Below are 20,105 nucleotides of genomic sequence, written 5' to 3' on the forward strand. Positions count from 1 at the left end.
GATGCGGCTGATGCGGCAGGCGCAGCTGGTCCGGTGGCGGGACGCCCTGCTGCTCACCTCGCTGGTCCTGGCCACGGCACCGGTACCGCAGTCCCACGCCCAGCCCCGGTGCGACCAGCCCGTCTTCGGTGACCCGATCCCGCTCGACGTGGCGCTGTCCCACGACCTGTCCACAGGTGTCGGGGTCGGTGTCGCCGTGGTCGACACCGGGGCCGCCGCCCCGGGGGTCATCGCCGACCGGCCCGGGGACCGGGACCGTTGTCTGTTGCACGGCACCGCCGTGGCGGGCACACTACGCACCGTCGCCCCCGGCAGCCGGGTCGTCTCCGTCCGGCAGGGCGACGGCGGCCACGACACCACCGTCGCCGACCTGGTCACCGCCCTGGACCGGGCACGTGCCGGTGCCGCGGACCACGGTGTGAGGGTCGTGAACATCTCCGTCATCGCCTGCGACGACACCGCCGAGCTGCGTGAGGCCGTGGCCGCCGCCGAGGAGGCGGGGCTCCTCCTGGTCGCCGCCGCCGGCAACACCGGACAGTGCCAGGACGGCCGGACGCCCTACCCTGCGGCGCTGCCCGGCGTCCTCACCGTCGGCGGGGTCGACGCCCGTCACCGCGACGACCTCGACGCCGGACGTCGGCCCGCCGACTACTCCGTGCCCGGCGACTGGGTGGACCTCCACGCACCCGGCGGACCGGTCTCCGCCCTCCTGGAAGGTCCCGTGCACGACCGGGGCGGGGCGGGGACGCCGCGGACACGGACCGTCGTCGGCGACCCCTCCCCGTTCACCGGGACGAGTTTCGCCGCCCCGGTGGTCGCCGGTACCGCTGCACTGGTGTGGCAGGTCCGCCCCGAGTTCACCGCCGCGCAGGTCCGCTCACTGCTCGTCGACACCGCGGAGCAGGGTGTGGTGCCCGTGGTCTCCCCGACGGCGGCGGTGAGCGCGGCACTGGACGCCCGGCCGGGCTCACCCCCGGTGACGCGCGGCCCGCGGTACCCCGTCGCCGAGGAAGTCACCGTGACGCGGACGCCGCCTGCTCCCCGCGACCTCCGGGTGCCGATGCTGCTGACCGGTGCTGTGGCGGTGGCGGTCCTCACCGGGGTTGTCCTGCGTGGCCGACGCTAGTCGGAAGGTGCTCCCCGCTAAGGCATCGCCGCCGCGGACACCGTGCGGCTTGCCCGCTCCTCGGTGAGCACGCCCCCGTCCGGAAGTCCCTCCAGCACACGGAACGCCACGGGGCGGGCCGCCGGACCGGAGTCCCCCAGCTCATCCGAACCGGTCATCCCCAGCACCCGCAGGTCCTCCTCCGACGTCACCGAGTACCGCACACCGGACTCGCTGACCAGGACGTAACCCCGGTCGGTGACCACGGTGGACGTGCCACGCGGGCCGACGTAGTGGGCACCGGGCACCGGCACCCCGGCCCCTGCGGAAGTCCCGTGACTCCCGGTCTGCCCGAAGTTCTCGAGGTTCTCGAGCTTCTCTAGGTCGCGCACTGCGACGACATGCTCGCCGGTGCACACCTCGTCCGTCGCCCCGAGGTCGGCCAGTTCCAGGTCGACGGGCACGTGGTCGAGTGCGGCGACACCGCCGGACTCAGGCCGGGACAGCAGGGCCGGAAGATCCTCGGCCTCCGGTGGCCCGGTCAACGCCTCGGCCACGGCGCGACGCGCACCTGTGACCTCGGCGACACCGTCCTCCCCGGTGAGGAACACCCGGTCCCCGGTGCGGGCGGTGTGCCGCATCGAGGTCAGGGCCACGTCCGGTCCCCGGTCCAGTACCGCCAGGACGTCCTCGGCGACGGGCACGGGGGTCGCCCCGAGCGCCCGGGCGAGCACGGTCCCCTCCTCGAGCAGCAGTCTCCTGCCGTCGACGACGAGCCACATCCCTGACGGCGCCTCCAGCACCACCGCCCCGGCGTCCGGCAGGGTCGGTGCGGCGACGACCCCGTGGGCGCAGCGTGCCCAGGCCGACGTCGGCGCGGGCACGAGCCCCGGCGCGTCCGGGATGCCGAGGGCGGGACCGGTGCCGAACCGTGCCAGCTGTGCCGAGGTCGAGGTGGTGACGTCCTCGGCGGTGCCGAGCAGCAGCCGCCCGGAGGCGACGTTGGTCACCGGGTGGAATGCGTCGCCGATGCGGACGTGCAGAGTGCCGGCCTCGTCGGCGACCAGGCCGGCGTCGTCGATGGCCGGCTGCGGCCGCAGCATCGCCACCAGCAGGATGCCCCCGCTGACGAGCAGCGTCAGCAGGACGCCGACGCCTGTCGCCCGGCGCTGGGTGCGCAGCGGGTCCTGCGCCATTCGCGCGTCCCCGGTGACGAGCGCCAGTTCCGTCCGCCGCAGCAGGAAGGCGTAGCCGGACACCTGCAGACCTGTGGTCCTCATTGATCGATCCCCCTGTTGTTTCCCCCGGCACACTGTGCCTATGCTTGCGGATGCTACCTCACAGGGGCGGGGCACGGGGCGGGATGCCCCGGGATGCCCCGGGATGCCCCGGGAAGCTCAGGGGTGGTCGGGGTGTGCGGCTGCAGGGGAACGTCTCACGAGGGGGATACATGGTCAGGTCAGCAATGTCAGCGGTGGTGTCGCAGGTGCGCCGGTACCACCGGCTCATCCACGGCGGCGGGGACGAGCCGGTGGTGTGGTTCAGGGTGCATGTGCCGCACCCGCGCCTGTGGGGCGACGGACGTGGTCGTCCGGACGAGGCCGCCCCGGTGCCTGTCGTGCTCCTGGACCCGGCGACCCTCCTACGCCTGGCCGAGGGTCTCAGGGTGCGCGAGGGGACGGCCGGCCTGCGGACGGCACTCGCCCCGGCACCGCGGGCGACCTCCCGGGTGGAGCGCTCGTACGCGGGGATCGCGTCGCTGCTAAGGCAGCCCACGCAGTGTCTGGTCGGTGTCCCCGAGGACGCCGCCCCCCGGATGAGGTGGGCCGCCGCCGGGTGCGGGCTGCTGGCGTCGCGTGTGGACGCCCTGCCCGCGGGGGCGCGCCTGCGCACCACTACCGGTGACGGCACCGGGGCCACCGGCGGCACGTCCGCGCTGCGGATCGGCCCGCTGCCCGGGTGGATGGTCGGCACAGACGTCTACGGGGAGCCGGTGGTGCTGCACCTTCCCCCGGGGACGACCACCCTGGTCCGTGGGTCCACTGCGGCGCTCGTTGCGCTGACGCTTCCGCCGTCGGGCCGGATCCCCGGCGAGGACGTCGACGTCGTCACCTCCCGGGGTGAGTGGGAGGCTGCCTGGCATCCGCAACGCTGCCGGGTGATCGTGGACACCGGTGCCGGGCCGGACACAAACCCAGGCGTCACCCCAGGCGTCACCCCAGGCGTCACCCTCGACCTCACCGCCGGGACCGTGCAGGCAGGTCGGACGGTCATCGAGGTCACTCCCCTGCCGCTTCGCCCGTGACCGGGCCGACAGGGAGATCCGGGAGCGCCACGATCGGTCGGCTACCCTGACTGCAATGGGAACCTTCGTGGATCGGATGGAGCGGCACCAGGTCGCGCTCTACCTCGTCGCGCTGCTGGTGGGCGGGCTCGCAGGGACGGTCTTCCCCGGTGCCGGCGAGGGGCTGGGGGCCGCGGTGAACCCGGTGCTGGCGCTGCTGCTGTACGCCACCTTCCTGGGCATACCCCTGCGAGGCGCGTTCTCGACGTTGCGGGACGGGTCGTTCCTGGCCACCGTCGGAGTGGTGAACTTCGTGGCGGTGCCCGTGGTGGTGTGGCTGGTGACCCGGCCCGTGGCGGAAGACCGGGTGCTGCTGGTCGGGGCGTTGTTCGTGCTGCTCGCCCCGTGCATCGACTACGTCATCGTGTTCACCGGCCTGGCCGGGGGCGCGGCCGACCGGCTGCTGGCCGCGGCCCCGCTGCTGATGCTGGTGCAGATGGTGCTGCTGCCGGTCTTCCTGTGGGCCTTCCTCGGCTCCGAGGTGGTGGCCGACTTCGACGTCGCCCCGTTCATCGAGGCGTTCGTCGTCCTGATCCTGCTGCCGTTGTGCTCCGCCGCACTGACACAGGCGGTCCCCGGCCGGGCCGGCGGGCTGGCCCGGTCCGTGGTGGGCGGGACGATGGTCCCGCTGATGATGCTGACCCTTGCGGTGGTCGTCGCCTCACAGATCGCCGACGTGAACCGACAGTGGTCGTCCCTGGTGCGGGTCGTCCCCGTCTACGTGCTGTTCGCCGTGGTGATGACGGCGGTGGGCCTGGTCGCCGGACGGGTTGCGGGGCGTGTCGCGGGCACCGGTGTCCCGGCGCAGCGCGCGGTGGTGTTCACCGGGGTGACCCGTAACTCGCTGGTGGTGCTGCCGCTGGTCCTCGCCCTGCCTGGGGGCTATGCGCTGGCACCGCTGGTGGTGGTGAACCAGACGCTCGTGGAGCTGCTGGTCATGGTGGTCCTGGTCCGGGTGGTGCCGCTGCTGCTCCCCACCGGCCCCGGGCCACAGGTGGTCACAGGTGCAGGACGGCCCGGGCGATCATGAAGTAGACGACCAGGCCCGCGGCGTCGACGAAGGTGCTGATGAAGGGGTTGGAGAAGACGGCCGGATCCGCGCGGACCGCGCGGGCGACCATGGGCATGATGCCGCCGATCGCCGCGGCCATGCTGCACACCGCCAGGAGCGTCAGCCCGATGATCAGCCCCACCGACGGGTCGTAGACCACCGTCGTGACGCCACCGCCCAGCAGCCCGAGCAACGCACCCAGTGACACCCCCACGCCCAGCTCCCGCAGGAGCACCTTCCACACGTCCCGCGGCCGGACGTCCCCCAGCGCCAGGGCGCGGGTCACGGTGGTGGCCGCCTGGTTGCCGGTGTTGCCGCCGGTGCCGATGAGCAGGGGCATGAACAGGGCGAGCACGGTGACCTGTTCCAGTGTCGCCTCGAACACCGACAGCACCTGGACGGTGAGCGTCGCACCGATGGCCAGCACCAGCAGCCACACGATGCGCGAGCCCACCAGCGAGCGCACCGGTGTGGCGAGGTAGGGGCGGCGCAGCGGTTCGACACCACCCTGGCGGGCGGCGTCCTCGGTCTCCTCGTGCTCGAGGATCCTCGCCGCGTCGTCGATGGTGAGCACACCGACGAGCCGGCCCTCCCGGTCGACGATCGGCAGCGCGAGGAAACCGAGCTCGGCGCAGCGCCGGGCCGCCGCCTCCGCCGTCTGGTAGGCCGTCATGGCGCTGACGTCCTGCATGATCTCCGAGATCAGCAGGTCGTCGTCGTGACGCAGCAGGTCACGCAGGCTGACCACCCCGACCAGCCGGCGACTGCCGTCCAGCACGGGGAGGGTGTACACGGTCTCGGCGTCGTCGAGCTGGGCGTGCACCCGCTGCAGCGCCTGCCCCACAGTGGCGTCGACCCGGGTGGAGACGTACTCCGGGGTCATGCGTCGCCCGACCGAGCCCTTCGGGTAGCCCAGCACCTCCGAGGTCAGCTGCCGGTCCTTCGCGGAGAGTCCGTGGAGCAGCCGCGGTGCCAGGGCCGCAGGCAGTTCGTCGAGCAGCCACACCCGGTCGTCCGGGTCGAGGTCGCTGAAGATGGTGGCGACCTCCCCGTCGCGCAGACCCTGGATCAGGTCACGCTGCAGCGCCGGGGAGAAGCGCTCGAAGACGTCGATGGCGTTGTCCTTCGGCAGCAGCCGGTACACGATGGCCCGCTGCCCGGTCGGCAGGCGTTCCAGCAGCGCAGTGAGCTGCTCGGCGGACAACGGGGTGACCGTCTCGACGATGCCGGGGAAGTCCTTGACCTCCACGAGCTCCTCGACGGTGTCGGAAAGATCGATGGCGTGGTTGATGTGCCGGGTGTTCATACGGGGTCCTACCGGGTTCTCGTGTGCGGTCACGTCGGGGCGGGGTTACGCGCCCACGCGTGCACACGGCACCGGGTCAGACCGGTTGACCGTACCGCAGGGAAGGCGCGCTGCGATGTCTGTGAGGGGAACTGTCACTGTTCACGAATCCTCACCTGCCTTTCCCTGCTCCGGGTCGGTCCTCTACCGCGACCACCGTGCCACAGATCCCGGAGAGTCTCAAAGCGGTGCCCGGCGGTCCCGCGTTACCACCGCCCGGGCCGCCATCTCCTCCTCCGGCGGGTACTGCACGGAGACGAGGTTCAACCCGCACGCCGGGGCGACCGGCACCGCCGAACTCCTCGACCGCTCCTCCAGCAGTCCACCGGTGAACCCGGCGCCCCGACGCCCCTCCCCCACAGTGAGAACGGCACCGACCAGCGAGCGCACCATCGACCAGCAGAAGGCGTCCGCCACCACCGTCGCCTCGTAGGTGCGGGGCTCCGTGGTGGTCGACACGTCACGCCAGGTGAACTCCTGCAGGTCCCGCACCGTGGTGGCGTTCGGCCGGTACCGGCAGAAGGCGGCGAAGTCGTGCAGGCCGACCAGGACGTCCGACGCCTCCTGGACCGCGTCGAGGTCGACGTCGTGCCGCCACACGGCGGTGTCACGCACCCGCAGCGGCAGTGGCCCGGCCTGAGCGGTCGTCACCCGGTAGACGTACCGTCGCGACAACGCCGAGAACCGGGCGTCGAACCCCGCCGGTGCCGCCGTCGCGCCGTGCAGCCGGATGTCCTCCGGCAGCATGCGGGACAGCCGGCGGACCAGCGCCTCCGGACGGTCCAGCGATCGCTGGAGGAACGCTGACCCAGGCAGGTCGACGTGGGCCACCTGGCCGTTGGCGTGGACACCGGCGTCCGTCCTCCCGGCGACCACGAGCTCCACCTGCTCACGGACGACCAGCGACAGGGCGTCCTCCAGCACACCGGCGACGGTGCGGAGCCCCGCCTGCGGGCCCTTCTGCCGCGCCCAGCCGTGGAAGTCGGTCCCGTCGTAGGCCACGTCCAGCCGGACGCGTACCGTCCCGGTGCCCTCCGTCATCTCCTGTACCCCCTGCTCCCCGGGCTGCCCCGGTTCTCGGTGTTCTCGTCCGGGTGACGCCGACGGCCCCACCCCTGTGTCCACGCCCCGGTGAATCCCGGGTACCGGCGCGGAGCTGTGCCGGTCGCGCCGGTGGCGCCGGTACCCTCCGGTTCAGCCGGCGCCGGCACGCCGGTCAGCCCGGCGGCCTCCATGTCCGCGACCCTGCGGCTCTCCTGGTCGGCGGCCCCGCCGAGAGAGTACATGCACACGCCGATCACCATCAGCCACACCGTCAACGTGTCGAAGGCGATCCGCTCGTACGCCCCCGGCAGTCCGCGCGGCCCGAGCAGCAGCAGGGCGAGCAACCCCACCACCGAGGCGGTGAGCATGAAGCGGGTGATGAGCAGGTAGGCACCGTAGATCAACGGGTGGGGGCCACGTCCCCCGGCACTCCGCGCCGACCCCACCCCGGTGAGGAACGCCATGAAGGACCACATCAGGATCGCGTGGACCAGCATCGAGAGGTCGTGGATCGCCGGGGACACGTCGTAGGGGAACAACCCCGCCAGCATCGCCGCCGCCCCCGCGGCCGCGGCGAGCGCCGCAGGGATCCGCACGGACCGGTGCCCCTCCCGCCCGGCGGCCAGCCACATCACCCCGGCGGCGACGACGATGATGAACGCCGCGGTGACGTAGGCCGCGTTCGTCAGCATGTAGGCGGGGTTGCAGACGTACCTGGTCCCCAGGTTGTCCCGCAGGACCTGGCACTCGGTCACCGTGAAGTCGCTGATGCGGTTGTCGGTGAACGAGTACAGTCCCCGCCAGCTCCACAGTGCGACGATGTGCCCGAAACCTGTGACAAGACCGCTGAGGAACAGCAGCACGCCGGCAAGTCGGTAGGTCAACACAAGCCATGACTCTACCAAGATGACCGCCGCGGACGTGCCACCAGACACGTCGACGCCCGTCCCCCCTGCGGTGACAGCGGGGACGGGCGTCGACGGTGACGGGCCGGGAAGGGCCTACCGTGAGAGAACTACTTCTCTTCGGTGGACTCCTCGGCGGCCTCGGCCTCGGCTGCCTCGTCGGCGGCAGCGGCGTCGGTGGACTCGTCGGCCTCGACGACCGGAGCCTCCTCGGCTGCCTTGGATGCGGCGGCGCGGGTCGCGCGGGTCGCCTCGGTGGAGGCGAGCTCCTCGAGGACCAGGGAGATCTGGCTCATCGGAGCGTTGTCACCCTTGCGGTTCTCGAGCTTGATGATGCGGGTGTAACCACCGTTACGGCCCTCGAACTTCGGCGCGAGCTCGTTGAACAGGTAGGCCACGACCTCCTTGTCCGTGATGAGCTTCAGCACGTTGCGGCGGTCGGCGACAGTACCCTTCTTCGCCTTGGTGATGATCTTCTCGACGTACGGGCGCAGGACCTTGGCCTTCGCGTCCGTGGTCTTGATGGCGCCGTGCTCAATCAGCTGAGCTGCCAGGTTGGCGAGGATCTTCTTCTGGTGGGAAGCAGATCCGCCGAGGCGGGCACCCTTCTTCGGGGTAGGCATAACTTCTCCTCGTGTGTTTCTCTAGTCAGACTGTGTCAAGCGCGATGTCGGTGTTCCCACCGGTGGGCCACCGGGCACAGCCGACGGCGGTTCCCGTGAAGAGGGACTACTCGGCGATGTCCTCGCCCTCGGTGTCGACGAATTCGCCGGACTCCGGGTCGTAGCCCTCGATGTCGTTGATGTCGAAGCCCTCGGGCGCGTCCTTGAGACCCAGGCCCAGCTCGGCGAGCTTGACCTTGACCTCGTTGATGGACTTCTGACCGAAGTTGCGGATGTCCAGCAGGTCGGACTCGGTCCGGCCGGCGAGCTCGCCGACGGTGTGGATGTCCTCACGCTTCAGGCAGTTGTAGGACCGCACGGAGAAGTCGAGGTCCTCGATCGGGGTGCTGTAGGCGGCGATGTGCTCGGTCTCCATCGGGGACGGGCCGATCTCGATACCTTCAGCAGCCAGGTTGAGTTCCTGGGCCAGACCGAACAGCTCCACCAGGGTCTTGCCGGCGGACGCCATGGCGTCGCGGGCGGTGATGGAGTTCTTCGTCTCGACGTCGATGACCAGCTTGTCGAAGTCCGTGCGCTGTTCCACACGGGTGGCCTCGACCTTGTAGCTGACCTTCAGCACCGGGGAGTAGATCTGGTCGACCGGGATACGGCCGATCTCACCGGTGGTGGGGGCGGCCGGGACGTACCCGCGGCCACGCTCGACGACGAGCTCGATGTCGATCTTGCCCTGCTCATTGAGGGTCGCGATGTGCAGGTCCGGGTTGTGGACCTCCACACCGGTCGGGGCGACGACGTCTGCCCCGGTGACCTCACCGGCGCCTTCCTTGCGGATGTACATCGTGACCGGCTCATCGGAGTCCGAGGAGAGGACCAGGGACTTGATGTTCAGGATGATGTCGGAGACATCCTCCTTCACGCCGGGGATGGTGGTGAACTCGTGGAGCACACCCTCGATCCGGATGGAGGTGACCGCTGCGCCCGGGATGGACGACAGCAGGGTACGGCGCAGCGAGTTTCCGAGCGTGTAGCCGAAACCGGGCTCCAGCGGCTCGATGACGAACCGGGAACGGGACGGGCTGACGAACTCTTCGCTCAACGCCGGGCGCTGTGAAATGAGCATTCTGCTTCTCCTTGGTGGCGACCGCTATTTGACGCCGTAGAGATGAACAACTGATCTTGACGGGAACCGCCACCGGCCACAGGTGCGGCGGTGGACGGCGGTGGTGCGACCGAACGTCCTACTTGGAGTAGAACTCGACGATGAGCTGCTCCTGCAGCGGCACGTCGATCTGGGCGCGCTCGGGCAGCTGGTGCACGAGGATGCGCAGGGAGGACGGCACAACCTGGAGCCAGGCCGGGACGACGGCGTCGACCAGGAGCTCCTGGGCCTCTTCGAACCACAGCATCGAGCGGGAACGGTCCCGGACGTCGATGATGTCGTACTGGGAGACCTGGAAGGACGGCACGTTGATGTTCTTGCCGTTCACGGTGAAGTGACCGTGGGAGACGAGCTGACGTGCCTGCCGACGGGTGCGGGCCAGGCCTGCACGGTAGACGACGTTGTCCAGCCGGGACTCCAGGAGGATGACCAGGTTGTCACCGGTCTTGCCGGGACGACGGTTGGCCTCCGCGTAGTAGCGGCGGAACTGCTTCTCCATGACACCGTAGGTGAAGCGGGCCTTCTGCTTCTCCTGCAGCTGGGTCAGGTACTCCGACTCCTTGATGCGGGTGCGGCCGGCCTGTCCCGGGGGGTACGGGCGGCGCTCGAAGGAGCGGTCCCCGCCGACGAGGTCGACGCGGAGACGACGGGACTTACGGGTGGCGGATCCGGTATAGCGAGCCATGTGGTATCCCTATCCTTTCTTCTAGACGCGACGACGCTTCGGCGGACGGCAGCCGTTGTGCGGCTGCGGGGTCACGTCGGAGATCGTGCCGACCTCGAGGCCGGCGGTGGACAGGGAACGGATGGCGGTCTCGCGGCCGGAGCCCGGGCCCTTGACGAAAACGTCGACCTTCTTCATGCCGTGCTCCATCGCCTTGCGGGCGGCGGACTCAGCGGCCATCTGGGCGGCGAACGGCGTGGACTTACGGGAGCCCTTGAAGCCGACGTGTCCCGAGGAGGCCCAGGAGATGACAGCACCCTTCGGGTCCGTGATGGACACGATGGTGTTGTTGAAGGTGGACTTGATGTACGCGGCGCCGTGCGCCACGTTCTTCTTGACGACGCGACGGCCGGTACGGCGCGCGCCGGAGCGAGCTTTGGGAGGCATAGACTACTTCTTCTTTCCTGCGATCGTCTTCTTCGGGCCCTTACGCGTACGAGCGTTGGTCTTCGTGCGCTGACCGCGCACAGGCAGGCCACGACGGTGGCGGATGCCCTGGTAGCAACCGATCTCGATCTTGCGACGGATGTCAGCCTGGACCTCGCGGCGAAGATCGCCCTCGACCTTCCAGGTGCTCTCGATCGCGTCCCTCAGAGTGGAGATGTGCTCGTCCGTGAGGTCCTTGGACCGCAGGTCGGGAGAGATGCCGGTCTTCTCCAGCAGCTCGGCGGCACGGGCGGGGCCGATACCGTAGATGTAGGTGAGTGCAACCTCCATGCGCTTGTCGCGCGGGAGGTCGACACCAGCAAGGCGTGCCATATGGCAGTTCCTTCCGGATTACAGCGGCGGTTTTCTCCACACACGTCCCGGTTTTCCGTCCCCTGCCCCACCCGGAGGTGGCACGGGGGACGGCGGGCTTCAGCCGCCGCGGCCGAAGGTGGTTGTCCGGTACCCGTCACGCCCCTGTGAAGGGGACGGCGGGCCACCGGCTGGATGTGTGGAGGCTGAATGACTGTGCGACCAGTGCGAACGGTCGGACGGCCTACTTGTAGCGGTAGACGATCCGGCCACGGGTCAGGTCGTAGGGCGAGAGCTCCACGACGACCCGGTCCTCGGGGAGGATACGGATATAGTGCTGACGCATCTTGCCGGAAATGTGTGCGAGCACCTTGTGCCCGTTGTCCAGCTCAACGCGGAACATCGCGTTCGGCAGGGGCTCGACGATCTTGCCCTCAACCTCGATGGCGCCTTCTTTAGCCATATCCTCCACTTTTCCCGGCCCGCCACTGGGGACGGACCATTAGGTCTGGTCTGCGTTGATGGGACGGGCGTTCTGCGGTCTCGCAGTGCCCACGTGTCCACACCAACGACTCACGATACGGCATCGGCCCTGGGCATGACAAATGCGGACGCATTCGTCATGCCCAGGGCCGACGGGACCGGCGGTGCCGGCAGGCGGGGCTCAGTACCTGGGGGTGAGGATCCGGGGACCGTCCTCCGTGGCGGCCACCGTGTGCTCCCAGTGCGAGGCGGGGGAACCGTCCAGGGTCTTCACACCCCAGTCGTCGTCGAGCACGTAGGAGTCGGTCGTACCGAGGGCGAGCATCGGCTCGATGGCCAGCGTGCTGCCCACCTCGATGTGCGGTCCCTTGCCGGGCGCACCCTCGTTGGCGAGGTACGGTTCCTCGTGCATCTCGTGCCCGATACCGTGACCGCCGTAGCCGTCGACGATGTGGAGTGAGACACCGAACCTCTCCTCGGCGCGCTCCGTGGCCTCCTCGAGAGCCCAGGAGACGTCCGTCAGACGGTTGCCGGGGACCATGGCCTTCAGACCCTCGTGGAGGACCCACTCGGTGGCCTGGTTCAGTTTGAGGGTCTCCGGCGCCAGCGTGTCGTCGCCGCCCACGGCGAAGGTCCAGGCGGAGTCACCCACCCAGCCGTCGAGCGTGGCGCCGCAGTCGATGGAGACGAGGTCCCCGTCCTTCAGGACGGTGGCGGCGTCCGGGATCCCGTGCACGATCATGTCGTTGACCGACGAGCAGATGCTCCCCGGGAACCCGCCGTAGCCCTTGAAGGTGGGCACGGCCCCCGCCGCACGGATGGTCTCCTCCGCGACGGCGTCGAGGTCGAGGGTGCTGACACCTGCGGCCGCGGCCGCCCGAACCGCCTGCAGTGCGCGGCCGACGATCTCCCCCGACGCCTGCATGGCGTCGAGTTCACCCGGGGTCTTGCCCTTGATGACCTTGCTCTTCCTGCGGAATCCCATCAACTGCCTGTCTGTGTCGTGTCGCCGTCGTGTCGCCGTAGTTGCAGCTGGGTCAGCGGTCCAGGGCGTCCAGCGTGGACGACGAGATGTCCTCCACCGTGCCCTCGGCGTCGACGTTGATGATGATGTCGGAGTAGTAGTCGATCAGCGGGGCGGTCTCGTCCCGGTAGACCTGCAGACGGGTACGGATGGTCTCCTCCGTGTCGTCGCTGCGGCCACGGGCGAGCATCCGCTCCACCACGACGTCCTCGGACACCTGGTAGTTCAGGACGTTGTTCAGCGAGGTGCCCTTGCGCTCCAGGATCTCAGAGAGAATCTCGGCCTGCTCGACCGTGCGGGGGAAACCGTCGAGCAGGAAGCCGTCGGCGGCGTCCTGCTGGTCGAGACGCTTGCTGACCATGTCCGCGGTGACGGAGGTCGGGACGAGCTTGCCGGCGTCCATGTACTCCTGTGCCTGACGGCCCAGGTCGGTCTCCTTGGAGATGTTCTCGCGGAAGAGATCACCCGTGGAGATGTGCGGCACGCCCAGCGAGTCGGCGAGGATGGCGGCCTGCGTACCCTTACCTGCACCGGGAGGGCCGAGGAGAACGAGTCTCATTTGAGGAATCCTTCGTAGTTGGCTTGCATGAGCTGGGACTCGATCTGCTTGACGGTGGTCAGAGCGACCGAGACCATAATCAGGATAGCGGTACCACCGAACGCGCCCAGACTGGAGGCTGCGCCGTCAGAGGCGAGTCCCATCGTAATCGCGACATTCGGCAGGACGGCGATAACGGCGAGATACACCGAACCGACGAGCAGAAGCCGGGTCATCACGTACCAGAGGTACTCGGCGGTCGGGCGGCCCGGACGGATGCCCGGGATGAACCCACCGTACTTCTTCATGTTCTCGGCCTGGTCGTTCGGGTCGTACTGGATCGACACGTAGAAGTACGAGAAGAAGATGATCAGCAACGCGAAGATCAGGATGTAGGGCCAGCTCGACGGGTCCGAGAGCACGGTCATCACGTTGCGGTTCCACCAGTTGTCCTCCTGCCCGGCGTTGCCGGACTGGATGATCTGGGTGATCAGGATCGGCACGGTGAGGATCGACGACGCGAAGATCACCGGGATCACGCCCGCCTGGTTGACCTTCAGCGGGAGGTAGGTCGACGTCTCGCCGTACTGGCGACGTCCGACCATGCGCTTGGCGTACTGCACCGGGATACGACGCTGCCCCTGCTCGATGAAGATCACCGCGATCACCAGCAGCAGCACCGCGACGACGACGCCGGCGAAGACGAAGCCGCCGGAGCTGCGCAGGATCTGCATGCCCTGGGCGGGCAGCTGCGTTGCGATACCGGCGAAGATCAGCAGCGACATGCCGTTGCCCACGCCACGGTCGGTGATCAGCTCACCGAACCACATCACCAGCACGGCACCGGCGGTCATGATGGTGACCATCATGACCAGACCGAACACACCGATGTCCTCGTGGAGGACCCGGACGTTGGTGCCCAGCAGCTGCTGCCGGTCGGCAAGGGCGACGATGCCCGCCGACTGCAGCAGCGCCAGGGCGACGGTGAGGTACCTGGTGTACTCGGTCATCTTCGCCTGACCGGACTGCCCCTCCTTCTTCAACTGCTCGAAGCGGGGGATCACCACGGTCAGAAGCTGCACGATGATCGAGGCGGTGATGTACGGCATGATGCCGATCGCGAAGACCGACAGCTGAAGTAGTGCACCACCGGAGAACAGGTTGATCAGCGTGTACATGCTGTTCCCGCCGTCCTCGGTCAGGGAACGGACCTGTGAGGTGACTTCCGCGTAGTCGACACCGGGGGTCGGGATCTGTGCTCCGATCCGGTAGAGGATGATCATCGCAAGGGTGAAGAAGATCTTCTTGCGCAGATCAGCATCCCGGAACGCCGAGAGCAAGGCGGTCACGTTTGCCTCCTGGCTCGGCAGTCACTGTCGGGAGTTCCACTCCCGGGGCGGGCCGCCGAAGGTTTCTACTTGGGGTAAGTGTTCGGTCAAGGAATCCCCTGCCGGTGGCGCCCGGTGTCAGGTGGACGCGGCCCGCGGGGGACAGACAACTGCACAAGGATAGCAGGGGTCGCCTGGAAGGTTACACTTCCGTGACCAACTACGCCGTTCGGTCGCCGACAACGGGCCCCACAGGCCCGTCCTCTCCCGGGGTGAAAGTCGCGCCGACTGCCCGGACGCACCCCCTTCTCCCCTGCCCCGTACCCGCCCGGGACACGGGCCCGGACACGCAGAAACCCCCGGCCCCACCGGAAAGTCCGGCGGAATCGGGGGTCTCCCCACGGCGGGCACTGACGTGCCCTGCGGAGGATCCTGCTTACGAGGCGTCGGCGACGGTGCCGCCTACGGCCTCGATCTTCTCCTTGGCGGAGCGGGAGAACTTGTCAGCGGTCACGTTGAGTGCCACGGAGATCTCGCCGTCGCCCAGGACCTTCACGGGCTGGTTCGCGCGGACCAGGCCGGCGGACACGATGTCCGCGACGGTCACGTCGCCACCCTTGGGGAAGGCCTTGGCCAGGTCGGAGACGTTGACGACCTGGAAGACGACCTTCGCCGGGTTCTTGAAGCCCTTGAGCTTCGGCAGCCGCATGTGCAGCGGCATCTGGCCACCCTCGAAGGCGGCAGAGACCTGCTTGCGGGCGCGGGTGCCCTTGGTACCACGACCGGCGGTCTTGCCCTTGGATGCCTCACCACGACCGACGCGGGTCTTGGCGGTGTTGGCACCCTTGGACGGCCGGAGGTCGTGCAGCTTGATGGGTTCGCTCATTGTTACTCCCCTGCTACTTCCTCGACCTGGACCAGGTGGCGCACGGTGTTGATCTGACCGCGGACGATGGGACCGTCCTCACGGATGACCGACTGGCCGATACGCTTCAGGCCAAGCGAGCGCAGCGAGTTCCGCTGCTTAGGAATGGTTCCGACAGTGCCCTTGAGCTGGGTGATCTTCAGTGCCATCTCAATCACGCTCCCTGTCCTGCGGCGCGGGCGCGCAGCATCGGTGCCGGGGTGACCTCTTCGAGGGTCTTGCCACGACGTGCGGCGACCTCTTCGGGGCGGACCAGCTGCTTGAGTGCGTCCACGGTGGCGTGGACGACGTTGATGGCGTTGTCGGAGCCCAGGGACTTCGACAGGACGTCCTGGACGCCGGCGCACTCGAGCACGGGGCGGGCGGCACCGCCGGCGATGACACCGGTACCCGGTGCAGCGGGCTTCATCCACACGACACCAGCGGCGGCTTCGCCCTGGACCTCGTGGGTGATGGTGCCGGCGATCATCGGGACGCGGAAGAAGTTCTTGCGGGCTTCCTCGGCACCCTTCTGGATCGCGGCGGGGACTTCCTTGGCCTTGCCGTAGCCGACGCCGACCATGCCCTGGCCGTCACCGACGATGACGAGGGCGGTGAAGCTGAAGCGACGACCACCCTTGACCACCTTGGAGACGCGGTTGATGGTCACGACGCGCTCGAGGTACTGCGAGCGCTCGTCCTGCTGGTCACGACGGCCACCGCGGCGGTCGTCGCGACCACCGTTGTTGCCGCGGCCCCGGTTGTCCCGGTTGTCCTTGTTGTTGTCGGCGGTGCGTCCGCCGTTACGATCACGTTCCGACATCACGCAGTCCTTCCGTCGGTGAAAATGTTGTCGTTGCGCATTAGAACTTCAGACCACCTTCACGTGCGGCGTCTGCCAGTGCGGCGACACGGCCGTGGTACTGGTAGCCACCACGGTCGAAGACCACGGTCTCGATGCCGGCGGCCTTGGCGCGCTCGGCGATCAGCTGACCGACGCGGGCGCCACGGTCCTTCTTGTCACCGTCCAGCGCACGGACGTCGGGCTCGATCGTCGACGCAGCGGCCAGGGTGTGGCCCTTGGTGTCGTCGATGACCTGGACGTGCATGTGCCGGGAGGTGCGGTGCACCACGAGACGCGGGGTCTCGGGGGTACCGGAGATGTTCTTGCGCAGACGGTAGTGACGACGTGCGCGTGCGACGCGGCGGCGGGTGGAGATGTCCTTGCCCACCGGGATGCGCTTGTTGCTTGCAGTGCTCTGTGCCATCTCTACTTACCCGTCTTTCCGACCTTGCGACGGATCTGCTCGCCCGCGTAGCGGATACCCTTGCCCTTGTAGGGGTCGTCCTTACGGAGACGACGGATATTGGCGGCGATCTGTCCGACCAGCTGCTTATCGATACCGGTGATGGAGAACTTGGTGTTTCCGTCGACCGCGAAGGTGATTCCCTCCGGAGCCTCGATGAGGACCGGGTGGGAGTAGCCGAGGGCGAACTCGAGGTTGCTGCCCTTGGCCTGGACGCGGTAGCCGACTCCGAAGATCTCCATCTTCGTGGTGTATCCCTCGGTCACGCCGACAACCATGTTGTTGACGAGAGAGCGGGACAGACCGTGCAGGGAGCGGTTCTTGCGGTGGTCGTCCGGACGGCTGACGATGAGCTCGTTACCCTCCTGGGCAACGGAGATCGGAGCCGGGATGACCTGCGAAAGAGTTCCCTTGGGGCCCTTGACCTCGACGTTCTGGCCGTCGATGGTGACGGTGACGCCGGAGGGAAGGACCACGGGGTTCTTACCGATTCGTGACATTGCTTCGTCCTCCTTCTACCAGACGTAGGCGAGGACTTCCCCACCCACGCCCTTCTCGGTCGCCTGACGGTCGGTCAGCAGGCCGTGGGAGGTGGAGATGATCGCCACGCCCAGGCCGCCGAGGACCTTCGGGAGGTTGGTGGACTTGGCGTACACGCGCAGGCCCGGCTTGGACACGCGACGCAGCCCTGCGATCGAGCGCTCGCGGGACGCACTGTACTTCAGTTCCAGGGTGAGCTTCTTACCGGTCGAGGCGTCCTCGACGGCGTAGTCGGCGATGTAGCCCTCGGACTTGAGGATCTCGGCGATGTTCGCCTTGATCTTCGAGGACGGCATCGAGACGCTGTCGTGGTACGCGTTGGACGCGTTCCTCACGCGGGACAGCATGTCCGCGATGGGGTCAGTCATGGTCATGGAAGTGACCTCTAGCCTTTCTCGTCACGGTTCCCCGTCCACCCGGGCGTCACCGCGCATTTGTGTCCGGCAACTCCACGCTCCCCGGACTCAGTAGTCCGGTTTGCTCGCTGCCTTGTGTTCCGCGCGGCCGCAATAGGCGGTGGGCCTGCGACAAAGTGGTTCATGTTCAGGAGTCTCGACATGCTGCGGTGGTGCGGTGCTGTCCGTGACGGACGCGGTTGACCCCACAGCGAGACCCGTTCACGTTACCAACCAGGGAAAATAAAGGCAAAACCGTGGCCCTGCGGGCCTCCGACTCCCCCGCCCGACCGTTGTTGTGGTCAACTATGGGCGTAGGCTCAAGACCTGCATCCATCTTCCGGGACACAGTGAGGACACCCCAGCGCAATGTGCGGCATCGTCGGCATGGTGGGAAACCAGCCGGTCAACCAGGACATTTACGACGCTCTCCTGCTTCTGCAGCATCGCGGGCAGGACTCGACGGGCATGGCCACCGCCGAGGAGGGGGGACACCTGCACCTCTTCCGGGCCCGCGGCATGGTGCGGGAGTCCTTCCGCACCCGCGACATGCGGTCACTGCTCGGGACCGCCGGCCTGGGCCACGTGCGGTACGTGACCCGCGGCGCGGCGACCAACGAGCAGGAGTCACAGCCCTTCTACGTCAACTCCCCCTACGGCATCACCCTGGTGCACAACGGGAACCTGACGAACACCCGTGAACTGACCACGGAGATGCGCCACCGCGACCGCCGGCACCTCAACACCTCCAGCGACACCGAACTGCTGCTCAACGTCCTGGCACACGAGCTGCAGTCCACCACCGGCCCGGACGAGCTCAACGCCGACGGCATCTTCGACGCGGTGACCGCCACCATGGGACGTATCGAGGGCGCCTACGGTGTGATCTCGCTGATCGCCCACCACGGCCTGCTGGCCTTCCGCGACCCGAACGGGATCCGTCCCCTGGTCCTGGGCCGGCGTCGTCCGACGGCCACCGGCGGATCGCGCGCCGTCGGCGGGCACGACGAGTGGGTCGTCGCCAGCGAGTCGCTGGTGCTGGAGAACGCCGACTACGAGATCGAGCGCGAGATCGCCCCGGGCGAGGCCGTGTTCATCACCACCGACGGTGTCCTGCACTCGCGTCAGTGTGTCGCCGACGCCCGCCTGGAGCCCTGCTCCTTCGAGTACGTCTACCTGGCCCGGCCCGACTCCGTGATGAACGGCATCAGCGTCTACGACTCCCGCCTGCGCATGGGGGCCCGGCTGGCGACGACCATCGCCGAACACGTGCCCACCGAGGACGTGGACGTGGTCATGCCGATCCCCGACTCCGCACGTCCGGCGGCCATGGAGGTCGCCCGGGTCCTGGACCTCCCCTACCGCGAGGGCTTCTTCAAGAACCGCTACGTGGGACGTACCTTCATCATGCCCGGGCAGGCGGTGCGCAAGAAGAGCGTGCGGCAGAAGCTGAACGCCATGTCCTCGGAGTTCGCCGGCAAGCACGTGCTGCTCATCGACGACTCGATCGTGCGCGGCACCACCAGCTACGAGATCATCGCCATGGCCCGCGCCGCCGGTGCCCGGAAGGTCAGCTTCGCCTCCGCCGCTCCCCCGATCCGGCACCCGCACGTCTACGGCATCAACATCCCCGACAGGGACGAGCTCGTCGCCGCCGGACGGTCGGTGCCGGAGGTCTGCAAGGTGCTCGGCGCCGACCACCTCGTCTACCAGAAGGTCGAGGACCTCGAGGGTGCGATCCTTGACGGGCAGACGGACACCCGGCTCGACGGCCTCGACATGAGCTGCTTCGACGGCCGGTACGTCACCGGCACCGTCACCGACGAGTACCTGGAGTGGGTCCGCGACAACCAGGTGTCCTGAGCGGTAGATTGGGGACCATGCTCGAACTCTTCCAGGAACGGTTCCAGGGAACTTTCCGGGGCCGGGTGGCCCTCGGACAGCCGCTGGTCGTCGTCGCCGTCGCGGCCGAGGCCGCCGACATGGACGAGGACGCCCCGGTCCTCATCACCGGCATCGGACGTCTCAACGCCACACTCGCGGTGACCGACTGCCTGCACCGGTACCTCCGGGCCGGTGGGCTGCCCAGCGCGGTCATCAACATCGGCACCGCCGGTGCGCTGCGCCCGGGACTCACCGGTGTCCACCGGGTCGACCGGGTGATCCTGCACGACTTCTCCCACGCCGGCGTGGCCGCCCTGACCGGCCGCGACGAGTACCCGCCGATCGACCTGGCGACGTCCGGCGCAGACTCCTCCCCGGGCCTCACCCTGGCCACCGGCGACGTCTTCGTCGACGACGCCGCCACACGTGACCGGCTGGCGCAGGACGCCCACCTGGTGGACATGGAGGGTTACGCCGTGGCGGCCGTCGCGCAGTGGTTCGGCGTGCCGGTGCAGTTGGCGAAGATCGTCAGCGACTCGGCCGACGACACGGCCGGGGCATCGTGGCACCGGGAGCTGCCCGCCCTGGCCCGTCAGCTCGCGGACCACTCCCGCCAGGCGCTCGGAGGCCCGCCACACCCGGCCCCCTGACCGTCGGGTAAGCA

General features: G+C 68.5%; 24 protein-coding genes. 5 read left to right on the plus strand and 19 right to left on the minus strand.

All coding sequences use genetic code 11. The annotated features are described in order from the left end of the window. Position 1: 1 nt before the first annotated feature. Complete coding sequence (locus Q0A34_RS00700) at positions 2–1,126, plus strand: S8 family serine peptidase (protein WP_291477472.1); 1,125 nt, start codon at positions 2–4, stop codon at positions 1,124–1,126. Between the two features lie 17 nt (positions 1,127–1,143). Here the strand turns inward: Q0A34_RS00700 and eccB are convergent, their stop codons facing one another. Further along, the gene (eccB, locus tag Q0A34_RS00705; RefSeq protein WP_291477473.1) at positions 1,144–2,385 is read right to left on the minus strand and encodes a type VII secretion protein EccB; all 1,242 of its coding nucleotides are present in this window, start codon (positions 2,383–2,385) and stop codon (positions 1,144–1,146) included. Between the two features lie 170 nt (positions 2,386–2,555). Here eccB and Q0A34_RS00710 point away from each other — a divergent pair, with 170 nt between their 5' ends. Together Q0A34_RS00710 and Q0A34_RS00715 are read left to right on the plus strand one after the other, a co-directional pair. Further along, complete coding sequence (locus Q0A34_RS00710) at positions 2,556–3,410, plus strand: hypothetical protein (RefSeq protein WP_291477474.1); 855 nt, start codon at positions 2,556–2,558, stop codon at positions 3,408–3,410. Positions 3,411–3,465: 55 nt separating this feature from the next. Further along, positions 3,466–4,479: an arsenic resistance protein gene (locus Q0A34_RS00715; RefSeq protein WP_291477476.1), complete on the plus strand. Its 1,014-nt coding sequence runs from the start codon at positions 3,466–3,468 to the stop codon at positions 4,477–4,479. Here Q0A34_RS00715 and mgtE read toward each other — a convergent pair. From mgtE to rpsH, 18 genes are all read right to left on the minus strand, one after another. After that, positions 4,448–5,806 (minus strand): magnesium transporter, encoded by a 1,359-nt coding sequence (gene mgtE / locus Q0A34_RS00720; protein ID WP_291477477.1) that lies wholly within the window; start codon positions 5,804–5,806, stop codon positions 4,448–4,450. The two genes, Q0A34_RS00715 and mgtE, sit on opposite strands and share 32 nt — an antisense overlap. Before the next feature lie 219 nt (positions 5,807–6,025). Beyond that, positions 6,026–6,886, minus strand: coding sequence for a tRNA pseudouridine(38-40) synthase TruA (gene truA, locus Q0A34_RS00725; RefSeq protein WP_291477479.1), 861 nt, complete (start codon positions 6,884–6,886; stop codon positions 6,026–6,028). Next, entirely contained in the window at positions 6,883–7,776 is an 894-nt protein-coding gene (locus Q0A34_RS00730; protein ID WP_291477486.1) for a DUF998 domain-containing protein, read from the minus strand. The genes truA and Q0A34_RS00730 overlap by 4 nt, the downstream gene beginning before the upstream one ends. A 128-nt stretch (positions 7,777–7,904) precedes the next feature. Then, entirely contained in the window at positions 7,905–8,417 is a 513-nt protein-coding gene (rplQ, locus tag Q0A34_RS00735) for a 50S ribosomal protein L17 (RefSeq protein WP_291477489.1), read from the minus strand. Positions 8,418–8,523: 106 nt separating this feature from the next. Beyond that, positions 8,524–9,537, minus strand: coding sequence for a DNA-directed RNA polymerase subunit alpha (locus Q0A34_RS00740; RefSeq protein WP_244803626.1), 1,014 nt, complete (start codon positions 9,535–9,537; stop codon positions 8,524–8,526). A 118-nt stretch (positions 9,538–9,655) separates the two neighbouring features. Then, positions 9,656–10,261, minus strand: coding sequence for a 30S ribosomal protein S4 (gene rpsD, locus Q0A34_RS00745; protein ID WP_038546451.1), 606 nt, complete (start codon positions 10,259–10,261; stop codon positions 9,656–9,658). 21 nt (positions 10,262–10,282) lie between these two features. Further along, complete coding sequence (rpsK, locus tag Q0A34_RS00750) at positions 10,283–10,687, minus strand: 30S ribosomal protein S11 (RefSeq protein ID WP_038546448.1); 405 nt, start codon at positions 10,685–10,687, stop codon at positions 10,283–10,285. Between the two features lie 3 nt (positions 10,688–10,690). Next, on the minus strand, positions 10,691–11,059 hold the full coding sequence (gene rpsM, locus Q0A34_RS00755; protein WP_038546445.1) for a 30S ribosomal protein S13: 369 nt from the start codon (positions 11,057–11,059) through the stop codon (positions 10,691–10,693). 223 nt (positions 11,060–11,282) lie between these two features. Beyond that, a complete protein-coding gene (infA, locus tag Q0A34_RS00760) occupies positions 11,283–11,501 on the minus strand; it encodes a translation initiation factor IF-1 (RefSeq protein ID WP_291477496.1) in 219 nt (72 codons plus the stop codon). Between the two features lie 201 nt (positions 11,502–11,702). After that, the gene (gene map, locus Q0A34_RS00765; protein ID WP_291477498.1) at positions 11,703–12,506 is read right to left on the minus strand and encodes a type I methionyl aminopeptidase; all 804 of its coding nucleotides are present in this window, start codon (positions 12,504–12,506) and stop codon (positions 11,703–11,705) included. Positions 12,507–12,558: 52 nt separating this feature from the next. After that, positions 12,559–13,104 carry an adenylate kinase gene (locus tag Q0A34_RS00770; protein ID WP_291477500.1) on the minus strand — a complete coding sequence of 182 codons (546 nt, stop codon included), beginning with the start codon at positions 13,102–13,104 and terminating at the stop codon, positions 12,559–12,561. Then, on the minus strand, positions 13,101–14,432 hold the full coding sequence (gene secY, locus Q0A34_RS00775; RefSeq protein WP_291477501.1) for a preprotein translocase subunit SecY: 1,332 nt from the start codon (positions 14,430–14,432) through the stop codon (positions 13,101–13,103). The genes Q0A34_RS00770 and secY overlap by 4 nt, the downstream gene beginning before the upstream one ends. Positions 14,433–14,847: 415 nt before the next feature. Beyond that, positions 14,848–15,297, minus strand: a complete 450-nt coding sequence (gene rplO, locus Q0A34_RS00780) for a 50S ribosomal protein L15 (protein ID WP_291477503.1) — start codon at positions 15,295–15,297, stop codon at positions 14,848–14,850. A gap of 2 nt (positions 15,298–15,299) precedes the next feature. Beyond that, positions 15,300–15,485 (minus strand): 50S ribosomal protein L30, encoded by a 186-nt coding sequence (rpmD, locus tag Q0A34_RS00785; protein ID WP_038551242.1) that lies wholly within the window; start codon positions 15,483–15,485, stop codon positions 15,300–15,302. Positions 15,486–15,490: 5 nt separating this feature from the next. Continuing rightward, the gene (rpsE, locus tag Q0A34_RS00790) at positions 15,491–16,138 is read right to left on the minus strand and encodes a 30S ribosomal protein S5 (RefSeq protein WP_244803619.1); all 648 of its coding nucleotides are present in this window, start codon (positions 16,136–16,138) and stop codon (positions 15,491–15,493) included. A 40-nt stretch (positions 16,139–16,178) separates the two neighbouring features. Next, complete coding sequence (rplR, locus tag Q0A34_RS00795; protein ID WP_291477505.1) at positions 16,179–16,583, minus strand: 50S ribosomal protein L18; 405 nt, start codon at positions 16,581–16,583, stop codon at positions 16,179–16,181. Between the two features lie 2 nt (positions 16,584–16,585). Next, a complete protein-coding gene (gene rplF, locus Q0A34_RS00800; protein ID WP_291477507.1) occupies positions 16,586–17,122 on the minus strand; it encodes a 50S ribosomal protein L6 in 537 nt (178 codons plus the stop codon). Between the two features lie 15 nt (positions 17,123–17,137). Continuing rightward, a complete protein-coding gene (gene rpsH, locus Q0A34_RS00805) occupies positions 17,138–17,536 on the minus strand; it encodes a 30S ribosomal protein S8 (RefSeq protein WP_244803616.1) in 399 nt (132 codons plus the stop codon). 390 nt (positions 17,537–17,926) lie between these two features. Here rpsH and purF point away from each other — a divergent pair, with 390 nt between their 5' ends. Both purF and Q0A34_RS00815 read left to right on the plus strand, forming a co-directional pair. Further along, positions 17,927–19,420 (plus strand): amidophosphoribosyltransferase, encoded by a 1,494-nt coding sequence (gene purF, locus Q0A34_RS00810; RefSeq protein ID WP_291477511.1) that lies wholly within the window; start codon positions 17,927–17,929, stop codon positions 19,418–19,420. Positions 19,421–19,437: 17 nt separating this feature from the next. Further along, positions 19,438–20,091 (plus strand): nucleosidase, encoded by a 654-nt coding sequence (locus tag Q0A34_RS00815; RefSeq protein ID WP_291477513.1) that lies wholly within the window; start codon positions 19,438–19,440, stop codon positions 20,089–20,091. The last annotated feature ends 14 nt before the right edge of the window (positions 20,092–20,105 follow it).

Source organism: Corynebacterium sp. (genome assembly GCF_022712195.1).
Classification (GTDB): Bacteria; Actinomycetota; Actinomycetes; order Mycobacteriales; family Mycobacteriaceae; genus Corynebacterium.